Annotated in this window: 14 protein-coding genes; 7 read left to right on the top strand and 7 right to left on the bottom strand. The window is 62.9% G+C overall.

Annotated elements, in window-relative coordinates:
- Positions 1 to 9: 9 nt before the first annotated feature.
- Together ACQKRQ_RS04640 and ACQKRQ_RS04635 are read right to left on the bottom strand one after the other, a co-directional pair.
- Positions 10 to 624 carry an O-methyltransferase gene (locus ACQKRQ_RS04640; protein ID WP_427475361.1) on the bottom strand — a complete coding sequence of 205 codons (615 nt, stop codon included), beginning with the start codon at positions 622 to 624 and terminating at the stop codon, positions 10 to 12.
- A gap of 3 nt (positions 625 to 627) precedes the next feature.
- Positions 628 to 759: a hypothetical protein gene (locus tag ACQKRQ_RS04635; RefSeq protein WP_279388618.1), complete on the bottom strand. Its 132-nt coding sequence runs from the start codon at positions 757 to 759 to the stop codon at positions 628 to 630.
- Positions 760 to 1,078: 319 nt separating this feature from the next.
- Here ACQKRQ_RS04635 and ACQKRQ_RS04630 point away from each other — a divergent pair, with 319 nt between their 5' ends.
- Entirely contained in the window at positions 1,079 to 1,357 is a 279-nt protein-coding gene (locus ACQKRQ_RS04630) for a DUF1488 family protein (RefSeq protein ID WP_132379356.1), read from the top strand.
- Between the two features lie 25 nt (positions 1,358 to 1,382).
- A complete protein-coding gene (locus tag ACQKRQ_RS04625; RefSeq protein WP_132377546.1) occupies positions 1,383 to 2,174 on the top strand; it encodes a phosphate/phosphite/phosphonate ABC transporter substrate-binding protein in 792 nt (263 codons plus the stop codon).
- Between the two features lie 16 nt (positions 2,175 to 2,190).
- Here the strand turns inward: ACQKRQ_RS04625 and ACQKRQ_RS04620 are convergent, their stop codons facing one another.
- The 4 genes from ACQKRQ_RS04620 to ACQKRQ_RS04605 all read right to left on the bottom strand — a co-directional run bounded on the left by ACQKRQ_RS04620 (position 2,191) and on the right by ACQKRQ_RS04605 (position 8,093).
- Positions 2,191 to 4,245, bottom strand: a complete 2,055-nt coding sequence (locus ACQKRQ_RS04620) for an acetyl/propionyl/methylcrotonyl-CoA carboxylase subunit alpha (RefSeq protein ID WP_427475358.1) — start codon at positions 4,243 to 4,245, stop codon at positions 2,191 to 2,193.
- Between the two features lie 80 nt (positions 4,246 to 4,325).
- A complete protein-coding gene (locus ACQKRQ_RS04615) occupies positions 4,326 to 5,111 on the bottom strand; it encodes an enoyl-CoA hydratase/isomerase family protein (RefSeq protein ID WP_427475356.1) in 786 nt (261 codons plus the stop codon).
- Positions 5,112 to 5,142: 31 nt separating this feature from the next.
- On the bottom strand, positions 5,143 to 6,750 hold the full coding sequence (locus ACQKRQ_RS04610; protein ID WP_408178183.1) for a carboxyl transferase domain-containing protein: 1,608 nt from the start codon (positions 6,748 to 6,750) through the stop codon (positions 5,143 to 5,145).
- 161 nt (positions 6,751 to 6,911) lie between these two features.
- A complete protein-coding gene (locus tag ACQKRQ_RS04605; RefSeq protein WP_132377550.1) occupies positions 6,912 to 8,093 on the bottom strand; it encodes an isovaleryl-CoA dehydrogenase in 1,182 nt (393 codons plus the stop codon).
- Between the two features lie 298 nt (positions 8,094 to 8,391).
- Between ACQKRQ_RS04605 and ACQKRQ_RS04600 the strand changes: the two genes are divergently transcribed.
- The 3 genes from ACQKRQ_RS04600 to ACQKRQ_RS04590 all read left to right on the top strand — a co-directional run bounded on the left by ACQKRQ_RS04600 (position 8,392) and on the right by ACQKRQ_RS04590 (position 11,320).
- The gene (locus ACQKRQ_RS04600) at positions 8,392 to 9,138 is read left to right on the top strand and encodes a TetR/AcrR family transcriptional regulator (RefSeq protein WP_427475353.1); all 747 of its coding nucleotides are present in this window, start codon (positions 8,392 to 8,394) and stop codon (positions 9,136 to 9,138) included.
- 93 nt (positions 9,139 to 9,231) lie between these two features.
- Positions 9,232 to 10,074 carry a DUF72 domain-containing protein gene (locus ACQKRQ_RS04595; protein WP_427475351.1) on the top strand — a complete coding sequence of 281 codons (843 nt, stop codon included), beginning with the start codon at positions 9,232 to 9,234 and terminating at the stop codon, positions 10,072 to 10,074.
- A gap of 127 nt (positions 10,075 to 10,201) precedes the next feature.
- Complete coding sequence (locus tag ACQKRQ_RS04590; RefSeq protein WP_408285303.1) at positions 10,202 to 11,320, top strand: 3-deoxy-7-phosphoheptulonate synthase; 1,119 nt, start codon at positions 10,202 to 10,204, stop codon at positions 11,318 to 11,320.
- A gap of 200 nt (positions 11,321 to 11,520) precedes the next feature.
- Here ACQKRQ_RS04590 and ACQKRQ_RS04585 read toward each other — a convergent pair whose 3' ends face one another.
- A complete protein-coding gene (locus ACQKRQ_RS04585) occupies positions 11,521 to 11,799 on the bottom strand; it encodes an HU family DNA-binding protein (protein ID WP_006049832.1) in 279 nt (92 codons plus the stop codon).
- Positions 11,800 to 12,149: 350 nt separating this feature from the next.
- Between ACQKRQ_RS04585 and ACQKRQ_RS04580 the strand changes: the two genes are divergently transcribed.
- Together ACQKRQ_RS04580 and ACQKRQ_RS04575 are read left to right on the top strand one after the other, a co-directional pair.
- Entirely contained in the window at positions 12,150 to 12,533 is a 384-nt protein-coding gene (locus tag ACQKRQ_RS04580; protein WP_427475347.1) for a hypothetical protein, read from the top strand.
- Positions 12,534 to 12,719: 186 nt separating this feature from the next.
- Positions 12,720 to 14,693, top strand: a complete 1,974-nt coding sequence (locus tag ACQKRQ_RS04575) for a putative bifunctional diguanylate cyclase/phosphodiesterase (RefSeq protein WP_427475346.1) — start codon at positions 12,720 to 12,722, stop codon at positions 14,691 to 14,693.
- Positions 14,694 to 14,697: the final 4 nt, after the last annotated feature.

Genomic DNA, 14,697 nt, shown 5'->3' with positions numbered 1-14,697 from the left:
TTCGCGTCGTCAGCGATACCGGCTGATCTCCAGACCGGAACCCACCGGCAACGATAGACTCGTCATGCCCGGCTTCGAGCGAACCGCGCGGATATAGCGCAACGCGTTCTCGCCGCCCGGCCGAACCATATTGTCGGCGACGATGATCGCCCCCGGATTGAGCTTCGGATAAAACGCGTCGAGACACGGCACGTAGAGATCTTTCCAAAGATCGATGAAGACGAAATCCGGCTTGAGCGGCATGTCCTCGATCAGCGTGACCGCATTGCCGACCTTGAAGTCGACGTAAGCCGCGAGGCCGGCGCGGGTCGCCATTTCGCGTGCATAGGCCGATTTGTCGTCGTGCAATTCCATGGTGGTCACACGGCCGCCCGCGACCCGCGCCGCTTGCGCGAGCCAGAGCGTCGCATAGCCATCCGACGTGCCGAGTTCGAGAATGTGCGGCGCGTGCAGGCTTGCCGCGAGGATGTTGATGAAACGCGCGGTCTCCACGCCCGCCGCGCAAACATAGCGACCTTTCGTTTCCTTCTGCTTGCGTCGCGGGCGCGGCTTGCGTTCTTTCGTCCGCTCTTCATCTGCGCGCTCCTGATAGGCGTCGAGCACGGCCAGAAAGTCCGGGTCCATCCGTCAGCGGCAACCAATCGCGCAGCCGAGCAGACTGAACGCGCCAACAATCCCGACGCCCGCGCCGAGCCCGAACGTTTCGAGCGACGTGGCGCAGCCCTGCAGACCGCAGGCGCACGCCAGCGTGGCCACCATGAGAAGTTGCCGGGTGCAGTTGCGCGCCGGCCGGCTGTATCGGCTCCTGTGGATCATCGTTCCCCCTTCCGTGTTGATTGGCCTGAGCCAACGCGAAATCGCTGAAACGAGTGTAGCCAGCGCACTTCGCGCAAAACGGTCGAATACCGGGGGCAAAGACGGAGCCGCTTACAAAAGCTTGCGCAGCCGTATTCAGCTTCTGTTCGGCGCAGCCCATGAAGTCACGGCCATTTCATCGCAAATGCCGGTTTTCCCACATACCGCCAGCTTACGACTTGTCATCCTGAAGGCTCAGGCGTGTGTATGGCGGGAGATGGCTATGTCGGTCTATGTCGATGAAGGGTTCAGGCCCTGTGTGACGGAATGCGCGACGGTCGCGTTCCGGGTGTGCTGTGATGATCGGGCGCAGATTTTCGAGGTCAGCGCCGAGGCACTCGTGGCCTATTGTGGCGCGGCGAGCAAGCGCAAGGAGGATCTACTCGTCGCATTCGAAGGTGCGCAACTGGAAATCCTTTCAGTCGCCGCACAGAAGTGGGCCTTCAGACCGACGGAGCCGGTGCGTCTCGGCCTCGACGAATTCCGAATGGTCAGACATTAAACAGCAGGTATGCCAGAATCGCATCATGACCTGGATCGCCGCCCTGCCGATGTATAACGTCACGCCCGCGCTCGACCTCGAGTGGCGCGAGTGGCTCGCCGACGTGCTGCGCATGGTCAAGCCCGCGTGCCGCATCGTCGAACCGGACGAGGAATTGCACGGCTTCTGGCGGCGCCCCAATCTGCTGATCTCGCAGACTTGCGGTTATCCGTTGATGCACGGCTTGCACGAACAGGTTCAACTGATCGCGACGCCGCGCTTCGACGCGCCGGGCTGCGAGGGGGCGCATTATTCGAGCGTGCTGGTGACGCGCGCGGACGCGCAGTTCGACACGCTCGCAGCCTGCCGCGGCGCACGCGCCGCCTACAACCAGGACGATTCGAATAGCGGCATGAACGTGTTTCGCCACGCCGTGGCGCCGCTTTCGAGCGGCGGCATGTTCTTCAGCTCAGTGTTGCGAACCGGCTCGCATCTCGGCTCGCTGCGCGCGGTGGCGGAAAATCGCGCGGACGTCGCCGCGATCGATTGCGTGACCTTCGCTTTCGTGTGTGACGAAATGCCGGAACTGGCCCGCCAGGTTCGCCGGATCGGCACGACTGCGCCGTCGCCGGGCTTGCCTTTGATCGCCTCCGACACGGTGCCCTCGGCGACGATCGAGGCATTGCGCGAAGCGCTGAACGAGGCGCTCGCCAATCAGCCCGAGCGCGCGAAACGCCTGCGTTTGCAGGGCTTTTCCGTGTTGCCGCCCTCGGACTACGAACGCATCGAGCAGCTCGAAAACGAAGCGCGCGCCGTCGGCTATACGCGCCTCGCCTGAAATCTGAGCCGCCGATTCATTGCTGCTGCACGTCCAGCACCAGAAGCTGCGCGCCGTCGGCAACCTGATCGCCGACCGCATACAGCACCTCCGACACCGTACCGGCCGCCGGCGCACCGATGGTGTGCTCCATCTTCATCGCTTCCATCACGATCAGCGGCGTGCCCTTCTCCACCACGGTGCCCGGCTCGACCAGCACCGCGATCACCTTGCCGGGCATCGGCGCAGTCAAACGGCCTTCGCCGCCTTCGGCGTCCGCGGCGTGCGCAAGCAGGTTCTGCCACTCGAACGAGAGTGCCTCGCCAAGGCAGAACACATGGAACGTATCGACGTCGACGAACACGCGGCCCGTTGCGCGCGCGTCGCCGATCGTCGCGCGGAATTCATGCGGACCGCTGCCGTCCGACCAGCTGAAATCCTCGCGCACGCCGTCGTGTTCGAGCGTTTGCGTATTGCCGTCGCGCGCGAACGTGACGGTGAAGTTGCTTTCGCTGTCGTTAGCCGTGCTGCCGCTGTCCAGATCGCGCCAGCCGAGCGTCTGCGTATAGCCGCTATTCAGGCGCCAGTGCGACAGCGCATCCCACGGCGACGCGCCGTGCGCCGTGCCGCCCTCGCGCTTGAGCAACGCCGCGCAAGCCAGCGCCAACGCTTCCTTGAACGGCTTCTTGCGCGGCGCGAACAGGGCGTCGTGATGACGTTCGATCAGGCCCGTGTCGAGATCGCCCGTTGCAAACGGCTCGCTCGCGACGATGCTTTGCAGGAACTCGACATTGGTATGCGGGCCGACCACCTCGCATGCATGCAGCGCGCGGCTCAGACGCGCGAGCGCCTCCTCGCGCGTGGCGCCGTGCACGATCAGCTTGGCGATCATCGGATCGTAGAACGGCGTGATGGTGTCGCCTTCACGCACACCGCTGTCGATACGCACCGGCGCCTTGCGTCCGGGCTCGCCGAGACCGGCCGCGTCGATGGCGAACTCCACGCCATCCGGCATCCGCAGATGCTTGAGCGTGCCCGTCGACGGCAGGAAGCCGCGCGCCGGATGTTCGGCGTAGATGCGCGCTTCGATCGCGTGACCATCGATTTTCAGCTGGGCCTGCGTAAGCGGCAGCGGTTCATCGGCGGCGACGCGCAGTTGCCATTCCACCAGGTCCTGGCCGGTCACCATCTCCGTGACCGGATGCTCGACCTGCAGGCGCGTGTTCATTTCCATGAAGTAGAAGTCGCCCGTGCCGGTCATGATGAACTCGACCGTGCCCGCGCCGACATAATTCACCGCACGCGCGGCCGCCACCGCCGCCTCGCCCATTTCGCGCTTGATTTCACCGGACAATCCGGGCGCGGGCGCTTCTTCCAGCACTTTCTGATGCCGCCGCTGCACCGAGCAATCGCGATCGAACAGATAGACCGCGCCGCCGTGCCGGTCCGCGAACACCTGCACTTCCACGTGACGCGGCCGCGTCAGATACTTTTCGATCAGCACGCGATCGTTGCCGAAGCTGCTTGCCGCTTCCCGCTTGCATGAAGCCAGCGCCGCCGCGAAATCCTCGCTGCGTTCGACCACGCGCATGCCCTTGCCGCCGCCACCCGCGCTGGCTTTGAGCAGCACCGGATAACCGATCGCATCCGCCTCGCGATGCAGCAGTTGCGGATCCTGATCGTCGCCGTGATAACCCGGCACGAGCGGCACGGCGGCCGCATGCATCAGTGCCTTCGCGGCGGCCTTCGAACCCATCGCGGCGATGGCCTCGACCGGCGGCCCGATGAAGACGATGCCGGCCGCTTCGCAAGCATGCGCGAAGTCTTCGTTCTCCGACAGGAAACCGTAGCCCGGATGCACCGCCTGCGCGCCGGTGGCGCGCGCGGCTTCGATAATGCGCTCGACGCGCAGATAGCTTTGCGCGGCTGTCGAGCCGCCGATGTGCACCGCCTCATCGCACGCGGCCACGTGTTTCGCGTTGGCGTCCGCATCGGAATAGACGGCCACGCTCGCAATGCCGAGCCGCTTGCAGGTCGCGGCGACGCGGCACGCAATCTCGCCCCGGTTGGCAATCAGGATCTTGTTGAACATGAAGTGTCTCGATGAAGTGTGCCGTTTTTTCGGGGCTGTTGTTCTGGTCAAGGCGCGGCGCGCGCCCTGGAATGTGTGCTTCAGTTGCGCCAGGCGGGCGTGCGTTTCTCGAGGAACGACGCGACGCCTTCGCGCCCTTCCGCGCCGGCACGCGTGCGCGCGATACGCGCCGCCGTGTCCTCGATCATCGCAGCGTTCAACTCATGGCCCGCGATGTCCTGCACGAGCTGCTTGCACGCGCGCACCGCTTGCGGACCGTTCGCGCAGAGCGTCCCGGCAATCTGCTCGATAGTGGCGTCGAGTTGCTCCATGCTCACCGCTTCGCTGACGAGCCCGAGGCGCAACGCCGTCGCGCAATCGAATTGCTCGGCGGTGGTGAAATAGCGACGCGATGCCTGCTCGCCCAGCGCGCGAATCACGTACGGCGCGATGGTGGCCGGAATCAGACCGAGGCGCGCCTCCGAGAGGCAGAAGCGCGCGCTGTCGACAGCCACCACGATGTCGCACGCCGAGATCAAACCCATGCCGCCCGCGTACGCGTCGCCGTTGACGCGCGCGATCACCGGTTTGTTGCAGCGATAGATCGACGACAACATGTTCGCGAGCAGCATCGCGTCGGCGCGGTTCTCGTCGTCCGAGTAGCCGGCCATCTTCTTCATCCAGTTCAGATCCGCGCCCGCGCAGAACGCCTTGCCGTTCGCGGCGAGCACCACTGCTCGCACGTCGTCGCGATCGTTGAGCGCGGTGAAGGCCGCGGTCACTTCGGCGATCATCGTTTCGTTGAACGCGTTGCGCACGTCCGGACGATTCAACGTGACCGTCGCGACCTGGCCGGCGAATTCGACATTCAGTGTTTCGTATTGCATCGTCGCTGCTCCCGCGCTTCGTCGCGCATCGTCACATTCTGAACACGCCGAAACGCGTGTCTTCGATCGGCGCGTTCATCGCGGCGGACAAGCCAAGACCGAGCACATCGCGCGTTTGCGCCGGATCGATCACGCCGTCGTCCCACAGGCGCGCGCTCGCGTAGTACGGATGGCCCTGATGTTCGTATTGATCGCGGATCGGTTGCTTGAACGCCTCTTCTTCTTCAGCGCTCCACGAGCCGCCCTTGCCTTCGATGCCGTCGCGCTTGACGGTGGCCAGCACCGACGCCGCCTGCTCGCCGCCCATCACCGAGATGCGCGCGTTCGGCCACATCCACAGGAAACGCGGCGAATACGCGCGGCCGCACATGCCGTAGTTGCCCGCGCCGAACGACCCGCCGATGATCACCGTGAACTTCGGCACCTTGGCCGTAGCCACCGCCGTCACCATCTTCGCGCCGTTACGCGCGATGCCTTCGTTTTCGTATTTGCGGCCCACCATGAAGCCGGTAATGTTCTGCAGGAACACGAGCGGAATCTTGCGCTGACAGCACAGTTCGATGAAGTGCGCACCTTTGAGCGCGGACTCCGAAAACAGAATGCCGTTGTTCGCGATGATGCCGACCGGATGCCCCCAGATATGCGCGAAGCCGGTGACGAGCGTGGTGCCGTAGCGCGCCTTGAATTCGTCGAATGCCGAGTCGTCGACGATCCGCGCGATCACCTCGCGGATATCGAACGGCTTGCGGGTATCCACGGGAATCACGCCGTACATGCTCTTCACGTCGTAGCGCGGCGGCTTCGGTTCCTGCAAGGCGACCGGCACCTGCTTGCCGCGATTCAGATTGCCGACAATGCTGCGCGCAATCCCCAGCGCATGCGCGTCGTTCTGCGCGAGATGATCGACCACGCCCGACAGGCGCGTATGCACGTCGCCGCCGCCGAGATCTTCGGCGCTCACCACTTCACCGGTGGCGGCTTTCACGAGCGGCGGACCGCCGAGGAAAATCGTCCCCTGATTCTTGACGATGATCGACTCGTCGCTCATGGCCGGCACGTAGGCGCCGCCCGCGGTACACGAACCCATCACGACGGCAATCTGCGGAATGCCCGCTGCGGACAGATTCGCCTGATTGTAGAAGATGCGGCCGAAGTGATCGCGGTCCGGAAACACATCGTCCTGGTTCGGCAGATTCGCGCCGCCCGAGTCGACCAGATACACACACGGCAGGTGATTTTCAGCGGCGATTTCCTGCGCCCGCACGTGTTTTTTCACCGTGACCGGATAGTAGGTGCCGCCCTTGACGGTTGCGTCGTTGCAGACGATCACGCACTCCTGCCCGGCGATCCGGCCAATGCCGGTGATCACGCCCGCGCCCGGCGCATCGTTGTGATACATGCCGTAGGCTGCGAGTTGCGAGAACTCGAGAAACGGTGTGCCCGGATCGAGCAGCTTCTCGATGCGATCGCGCGGCAGCAGTTTGCCGCGTCCCGTGTGTTTGTCGCGCGCCGCCTGACCGCCGCCCAGCGCGAGCTTCTCGACCTTCGCGCGAAGGTCGGCGACCAGCGCTTCGAGCGCCGTCGCGTTGGCGCGGAAGTCGTCCGAGCGCGGATTCAGCTTTGATTCGATGATCGGCATTACGGGCTTCTCCTGTCGATCGGAGTGAGTGCTTCAGCACTTACTCCGATCCCATGCAAGGTAATTGCTTTCGCCGCTTCTTTATAGGCTTGCGCTGACACGCAGCGTCACGCGCCGTACGATGTATGGTGCGCTGCGAAGTGCACTAAGTGCACAACCGCTCAGGCCGTTTCGGCGAACAGTTCGCGGCCGATCAGCATGCGGCGGATCTCGCTGGTACCGGCGCCGATTTCATAGAGCTTCGCGTCGCGCCACAAACGGCCGACCGGATACTCGTTGATATAGCCATTGCCGCCGAGAATCTGGATAGCCTCGCCGGCCATCCACGTCGCTTTTTCCGCGGTGTAGAGAATCACGCCCGCGCAGTCTTTGCGCACCTGGCGCACATGCTCCTTGCCGAGCGTGTCGAGTTGACGACCCACGGCGTAGAGATACGCGCGGCACGCCTGCAACGTCGTGTAGAGGTCCGCCACCTTGCCTTGAATGAGCTGGAATTCGCCGATCGGCTGACCGAACTGCTTACGGTCGTGGATATACGGCACGACCGCGTCCATGACCGCGACCATGATGCCGGTCGGGCCGCCTGCGAGCACGGCGCGTTCGTAGTCGAGGCCGCTCATCAGCACCTTCGCGCCGCCGTTCAACTGGCCGAGAATGTTTTCTTCCGGCACTTCCACGTCCTGGAACACCAGTTCGCCGGTATGCGAGCCGCGCATGCCGAGCTTGTCGAGTTTCTGCGCAACGGAAAATCCCTTCATGCCCTTCTCGACGATAAACGCGGTAATGCCGCGCGAATTCGCTTCGGGATCGGTCTTGGCATAGACGACCAGCGTGTCGCAATCCGGGCCATTGGTGATCCACATCTTCGTGCCGTTGAGCACGTAGTGGTCGCCCTTCTTCTCCGCGCGCAGCTTCATGCTGACCACATCCGAACCCGCGTTCGGCTCGCTCATGGCGAGTGCGCCGATATGTTCGCCCGACACGAGCTTGGGCAGATACTTCTGTTTTTGCGCTTCCGTGCCGTTGCGATGAATCTGGTTGACGCACAGATTCGAATGCGCGCCGTACGAGAGACCGACCGACGCCGACGCGCGCGAGATTTCCTCCATGGCGATCATGTGCGCCGTATAGCCCATGTTCGCGCCGCCGTATTCCTCCGAGACCGTCATGCCGAGCACGCCCAGATCGCCGAACTTGCGCCACAGGTCCATGGGAAACTGATCCGTGCGATCGATTTCCGCGGCACGCGGGGCGATTTCTTTGGCAGCGAATCCCGCGATGCTGTCGCGCAGCATTTCGATTTCTTCGCCGAGCGGGAATTGCAAACCGGGCAGGTTGCTCATTGCTGTGTCTCCAGAGTTCGTTGGCGGCCGGCCGTGGGTGGGCGCCGGCTGGTCCGGTTGCGGCTCGGCGGACGGCGGCGGCCTTGTGGGCCGCCCCTGTCGTCCCGCACGAGGCGCGAAACGTTCAAGGCGCATTTCACGCTAGATTTACGTAAGCGTCAATAGGTATTTTTGAGTGTTACTCAGAAACTGAAGCGACCGCCTACAACATCGCTGTGGCGTGATAGCATCGCAGTCATCGGACTTATTCCACACCTTTACGAGCCGAATTCGCCTCGCAAATCTGAACTGGACTCATATGACGGTTGCCACGAAGGCCGAGTTACCCGCCTCGCGCCGCCAGCCGGCCGGGCGCAAGTCGCAGCAGCGCGTGAAGGAGATCCTTCAGGCGGGGCGCGACGTGTTTTCCGAAAAGGGCTACGAGCGCGCGACAACGGCCGAAATCGCGCAGCGCCTCGGCATTTCCGAGGCGACCGTGTTCAGCTATTTCCGCGGCAAACGCGAGCTGTGCGCGCGGGTGATCGGCGACTGGTACGACGAGATCATCGACGCGATCGAATCCGGCTTGCCGCGCGACGGCAATGTGCGCCAGCAGTTCGCGTTCATCGTGCGCACGCATTTGCGGCTGATGCTGGTCAACGGTACTGATCTGTGCGCGCTGGTGTTATCCGAAGGTCGGGCCCGGCATCATGAGCTGAGCGAGGCGCTCACGGAGTTGCAGCGCCGCTATACCGCGCCGTTGATGCGCGTACTGGCACAAGGCCAGGAAAGCGGGCAGATTCGCGCCGACATGCCACTGCGCCTGTTGCGCTCGATGGTGTTCGGGCCGATGGAGCATGTGCTCTGGGACGCCACGCTCGCGAACCGGCATATCGATATCGATGCGACCGCGGATCAGCTCATCGACGTCTTGTGGGCCGCGCTGACGCCGCCGGATCTGGCGGTGAGCGCATTGCAGCAGTTCAGAGTGGAAGTGGCGGAGGCGAACCGGCGGTTCGAAGAGGCGGCGCGCGGTGCAACGGATATGTCTCACGGCAACGAATAGCGGCCGCATTTCCTGCGTTTGCCTCACTTCTGTTCTTCGGCGAAAAAACGGCTAATCTACTGCTTCCCGGTCGAAGTCAGATGGAGACGCCAAGTGCCGAAAGAATCAGCCGCAAAGATCGCCAAGCCAGCCAAGACCTCGAACATCCGCATCGGCATAGGCGGCTGGACCTATGCGCCCTGGCGCGGCACCTTCTACCCCTCCGACCTCACGCAAAGCCGCGAACTCGAATACGCGAGCAAGAACCTCACATCGATCGAAATCAACGGCACGTTTTACGGATTGCAAAAACCGGCGAGCTACGAGAAGTGGTACCAGGAAACGCCGGACGATTTCGTCTTTTCGCTGAAGGCGCCGCGCTACGCGACCAACAGAAAAGTCCTCGCCGACGCGGGCGAAACGATCGAACGCTTCTTCGGCAGCGGCGTGCTATTGCTCAAGCAGAAGCTCGGCCCGGTCAACTGGCAATTCGCGCCCACCAAAAAATTCGACAAGGAAGACTTCGAAGCCTTTCTGAAGCTACTGCCGGCCAGTATCGAAGGCCAGAAGCTCAGGCATGCGGTCGAAGTCCGCAACGACACCTTCAAGACGCCGGACTTCATCGCGCTCGCCCGCAAATACAAAGTCGCCGTGGTACTGGCGGGCGACAGCGAATACCCGCAGATCGCGGACGTCACCGCGCCCTTCGTGTACGCCCGCATCATGGGCACGACCGACAAACAGGCCAAGGGCTATTCGAGCAAGGCGCTCGACACGTGGGCCGAACGCGCGCGGCAATTGGCGGCAGGCACGACACCGGACGACCTGGAAACCTCGGCAGAAGCGCCCGCGAAAACAGCCACGCGCGCAGCCGCACGCGACGTCTATCTCTACGTGATCAGCGGCTTCAAGGAACGCAATCCGGCGGCCGCCATGGCGCTGATCAAACGTCTCTGACACGCGCCGCCCGGCCGCATCGCGCGAGTGTCATAATCCCGGCAGCGAAGACAAGCACGATCAACGTACCCACACTTACGCAGTCAGGCCGCGAGGCCACTTCATCACCAAGGTCCGGGAGAATATTTTGAGCGCCATCGACAATCCTTTGCACGATCAGGAAGTCGGCTCGGCCGACGCCACCCAGGACACCACGCGCATCGACGACGTTCGGATCGGCGCGGTCCGTCCACTGATTTCCCCTGCGCTGTTGCAGGACGAGTTGCCGGTGCCGCCTTCGGTGCAGACGCTGGTCGAGAAAACCCGCACGGAAATCGCCGATATTCTGCATGGCCGTGACGACCGGCTCGTGATGATCGTCGGGCCGTGTTCGATTCATGACCACGATCAGGCAATCGAATACGCACACAAACTGAAGGTCGCCGCCGACACCTACAAGGACGACCTTCTGATCGTGATGCGGGTCTACTTCGAGAAGCCGCGCACCACGGTCGGCTGGAAAGGCTATATCAACGACCCGCGTCTGGATGGCAGTTTCCGCATCAACGAAGGTCTGCGTCTTGCACGGCAACTGCTGCTCGACATCAACGGTCTCGGCTTGTCCACGGCCACCGAATTTCTCGACCTGTTGAGCCCGCAGTACATTGCCGACCTGATCGCGTGGGGCGCGATCGGCGCGCGCACGACGGAGAGCCAGAGCCATCGTCAACTGGCGTCAGGCCTGAGCTGCCCGATCGGTTTCAAGAACGGCACCGACGGCGGCGTGCAGATCGCCGCGGACGCGATCGTCGCAGCGCGCGCGAGCCACGCGTTCATGGGCATGACGAAAATGGGCATGGCCGCGATCTTCGAAACGCGCGGCAACGACGACGCGCACGTGATCCTGCGCGGCGGCAAGAAAGGGCCGAACTACGACAGCGCGTCGGTGGAAGCCACCTGCGTGGCGCTCAAATCAGCGGGTTTGCGCGAGCAGGTCATGGTCGACTGTTCGCATGCGAACTCGGGCAAGTCGCACTTGCGTCAACTGGAGGTGGTGCAGGATCTGGCGCAGCAGTTGTCGCAGCGCGAGCGCCGCATCATCGGCGTCATGCTGGAAAGTCATCTGGAAGAAGGCCGTCAGGATCTGAAGCCAGGCGTGCCGTTGCGTCACGGCGTATCGATCACGGATGCCTGCGTCAGTTGGGCGCAGACCGAGCCGGCGCTCGAGACGCTCGCCGAAGCCACCCGCAAACGTCGCGCCGGCTGAGCGCGAGCCGGGACGCAAGCGCTGAGTCGGGCACCCCCCAGGAAGCCCCTTGGGGAGAGCACAAAAACACACGCGCCGCACCAGCCGCCGATCGATCCACCTTACCGGGGTTGGGCAGCGCGTGATTCCTCACGCCCGACGCATCGCTCGCCGCGCGCCAGTTTGGCGCGTGTGGATGCTCCGGCGTGAAGCGCGTTGCATTAAGACGCGTTGACGGCTTCCTTGAACGCCTTGCCAGCGGTGAATTTCACCGTCTTGGCAGCCGCGATCTGGATCTCGGCACCCGTCGACGGATTGCGGCCCACGCGTGCTGCGCGCGCGCCAGTCGAGAAAGAACCGAAACCGACCAGTTGCACCGTATCACCACCCACCACGGCTTTGGTCACCGCTTCGACGATCGCGTCGATGGTTTGGCCGGTGGCCGCTTTGCTTTCGCCCGTCGCTGCGGCGACTGCATCAATCAGTTCCTGTTTGTTCATAGCACTTCCCGTATGGTAATCATGGAACCGGCGCCACATCTGTTGCGCCGGGACCGACACACTAACGCATAGGCGCGGGTTCGCGCAAACCTTGGGTGTAAGCCTTGTATCACCCGCCCACAGGGAATTTGACGATTTTTTCCTGCAAAGTGCCATAAGAATCGCGCGCTTACACGTTTCTTCGGCTCGACACGGCTTTTTGCGTTATCACAATCCGTTGCAATTTCAGTGCTTTAGCGCGTCCCAAACCGCCACCAGCGGGCTTTTTTACTATGTTATGGTGGATCGCAGAAAGTCGGAATTTGTCAGGCGCGGCGTCCGGTAAATAAAGAATCCGGGAGGAATAAAAAATGAAATTTCGCCATATTGCAACATGTGCGCTGCTCGCCGCGACGTCCTGCGCGGCCCTCGCAGCCGACGACAAAAGCTGCGCCACGCTCGTCGGCACGGCAAATTCACCCGCTCCGCAGAGCTTTCAGGTACGTGACGGCGAGCCGGTCGACCTCGTCAGCGGCACTGGAACCGTGCACGGCAAGCTGCTGGTTTTTGGCGACAGCGGCGTTTTCCGGGCCTATTGGCAGCCCGAGAACAGCCCGGAGAAGTATGTGCTGGCGAATGCCGGCATGAATACCGTGCGGCTCGTCTCTACGCCGCCACAAGGCACGCCGGCACAGAACGGCCAACCCGGCACGACGCTCACGCCGCAACGCGTGCTCTCCTGTCCGGTGCTTTGATGCGACGAGTCTGTCACTTCGGCCGTTCGAGCGCAGCACAAATGACCCATCACGCATCGTAAGCAGGTCGTACTTACCGCTTGTTCGCGAGGCAATCGATTTCTATCTGACACGCCCCTCAAGGTCTCACCCGTCCTGCCGATATACAAAGCTGCGTGTGCTGCGCAAACGTTTAAAGGAACGGGGATGGTTCTGTTAGCCAAATTGAGGGATGCGCTGTCGGTCGCGGAACGCGACCCCGAGCTCGTGCGTTCGCAGCTCGAAGCATTCAGCCACCAGGTCCCGCTTCTCTATTTCATTCTGCTCGTCAATACGGCGGCCGTCGCCATCACGCACGTCAGCTGCGCGCCGGCATGGTTGTCGATCTACTTTCCCGCGACGCTGTGCACCCTGTGCATCATCCGTTGCATACGATGGTGGCGTCTTCGGCACCGCCCCCTGACTCTCGACAAGGCAGTGTCCGAACTGCGCAAGCTGACCTGGCTTGCCGGCCTCTTCGCCGTCGCATTCAGCAGCTGGTCGTTGCTGCTCTTTCCCTACGGCACCGCGTACGAACAGACGCAGGTCGCGTTTTACATGGCGACCACGCTGGTCGGCTGCGTGTTCTGCCTGATGCACTTGCGCGCGGCTGCCATGCTGCTGCTGTCGATCGTCATCCTAAGCTTTTCGACCTTTCTGGTTTTCACCGGCTATCCGGTTTTCATTGCGATGGCCGTCGACATGACGTTGGTCGGCGTCGCGCTTGCCTTCATCATTCAGCTGTATTGCCGGACCTTTGCCGACGTGGTGCACGCGCAGCGCGAGTTGCAGGCGAGCCAGCAAAAAACGCAGCGCCTCAGCGACGACAACTTCCGGCTCGCGAGCATCGACAGTCTGACGGACCTGCCCAACCGGCGCAGTTTCTTCGCCTCGCTGCGCGCGCTATCCGAGCAGGCGCTCGGCACCGGTAGCGGCTTCAATGTTGGGCTGATCGATCTCGACGGCTTCAAACAGGTCAACGATATCTACGGCCACGCCTGCGGCGACCTCGTTCTTCAGGAAGTCGGCTCGCGTTTGCTGGCGCTCGCCGAGCCCGGCATTTTCTTCGCGCGCCTCGGCGGCGACGAGTTCGGCGTGCTCGCGCAGCACAAACTGGCGAACGAGACGCTCGTCGAATTGGGCGAGCGTATCTGCGAGGCGCTCGGTCAGCCCTATCGAGTTGCCGGCAACGTCGCCGAGTTGTCGGGCACGATCGGCTGGGCCGCGTTCCCCGAAGCCGGCACGACGGTGGCCCAAGTGTTCGAACGCGCCGACGCGGCACTATACGTGGGCAAGGAAAGCCGGCGCGGCACGCCGGTCATCTTCTCCACCGAACATGAAACGCGCATCCGGCGTTCGAGTCTCGTGACCCAGGAACTCCGCCATGCGGACCTCGAGTCCGAACTGTTTCTGGAGTTCCAGCCGATTTACGACGTCGTCACGCAATGCACCCTCGGTCTGGAAGCGCTCGGGCGCTGGCACAACGCACGGCTCGGCGCGGTCAGGCCGGAAGAATTCATTCGGATTGCCGAGCGTACCGAACTGATTCTGCGCATCACGGAAGTGCTGCTGCATAAAGCGCTCGACGAAGCGGCGCGCTGGCCGTCCGAGCTTTATCTGTCGTTCAATCTGTCGGCGATCGATATCTGCACGTCGGCGCGCGCCCGACGGCTGATCGATATCGTCATGGCAAGCGGCGTGCCGCCGCACCGCGTGTCGTTCGAAATCACCGAGACCGCCGTGACGCGTGATTTCGAACAGGCCCGCTGTTCGCTCACCATGATCAAGAAAGCCGGCTGCCGCGTGTCGCTCGACGACTTCGGCACCGGCTATTCGAGCCTCAGCTATGTCCATCGCCTGCCCTTCGACACGATCAAGATCGACCGCAGCTTCATGACGGACGTGGATACCAATAGCGCGTCGAAGAAGATCGTCAAGTCGGTGCTCGACCTGTGCGGCAACCTTGGGCTCGAATGCGTGGTGGAAGGACTCGAGACGGCGTCGCAAGTCGAGGTCGTCAAGGCGCTAGGCGCACGCGCGGTGCAGGGTTATCTGTTTAGCCGGCCGATGCGGGCAAGCGCGATCGCCGCCTATTTGCAGACGGCGCGCGGGCACGATTTTGCGATTGAGGTCCAGCCGTAGTCCT

Origin of the sequence: Paraburkholderia sp. NPDC080076 (assembly GCF_050281145.1) — a bacterium.
Taxonomy (GTDB): Bacteria; Pseudomonadota; Gammaproteobacteria; order Burkholderiales; family Burkholderiaceae; genus Paraburkholderia.
This window is presented reverse-complemented; position numbering and strand designations above follow the sequence as displayed.

Coding starts and splice junctions, on each gene's coding strand:
- ACQKRQ_RS04640 (WP_427475361.1), bottom strand. CDS start 624: ATGGACCCGGACTTTCTGGCCGTGCTCGACGCCTATCAGGAGCGCGCA.
- ACQKRQ_RS04635 (WP_279388618.1), bottom strand. CDS start 759: ATGGTGGCCACGCTGGCGTGCGCCTGCGGTCTGCAGGGCTGCGCCACG.
- ACQKRQ_RS04630 (WP_132379356.1), top strand. CDS start 1,079: ATGTCGGTCTATGTCGATGAAGGGTTCAGGCCCTGTGTGACGGAATGC.
- ACQKRQ_RS04625 (WP_132377546.1), top strand. CDS start 1,383: ATGACCTGGATCGCCGCCCTGCCGATGTATAACGTCACGCCCGCGCTC.
- ACQKRQ_RS04620 (WP_427475358.1), bottom strand. CDS start 4,245: ATGTTCAACAAGATCCTGATTGCCAACCGGGGCGAGATTGCGTGCCGC.
- ACQKRQ_RS04615 (WP_427475356.1), bottom strand. CDS start 5,111: ATGCAATACGAAACACTGAATGTCGAATTCGCCGGCCAGGTCGCGACG.
- ACQKRQ_RS04610 (WP_408178183.1), bottom strand. CDS start 6,750: ATGCCGATCATCGAATCAAAGCTGAATCCGCGCTCGGACGACTTCCGC.
- ACQKRQ_RS04605 (WP_132377550.1), bottom strand. CDS start 8,093: ATGAGCAACCTGCCCGGTTTGCAATTCCCGCTCGGCGAAGAAATCGAA.
- ACQKRQ_RS04600 (WP_427475353.1), top strand. CDS start 8,392: ATGACGGTTGCCACGAAGGCCGAGTTACCCGCCTCGCGCCGCCAGCCG.
- ACQKRQ_RS04585 (WP_006049832.1), bottom strand. CDS start 11,799: ATGAACAAACAGGAACTGATTGATGCAGTCGCCGCAGCGACGGGCGAA.
- ACQKRQ_RS04580 (WP_427475347.1), top strand. CDS start 12,150: ATGAAATTTCGCCATATTGCAACATGTGCGCTGCTCGCCGCGACGTCC.
- ACQKRQ_RS04575 (WP_427475346.1), top strand. CDS start 12,720: ATGGTTCTGTTAGCCAAATTGAGGGATGCGCTGTCGGTCGCGGAACGC.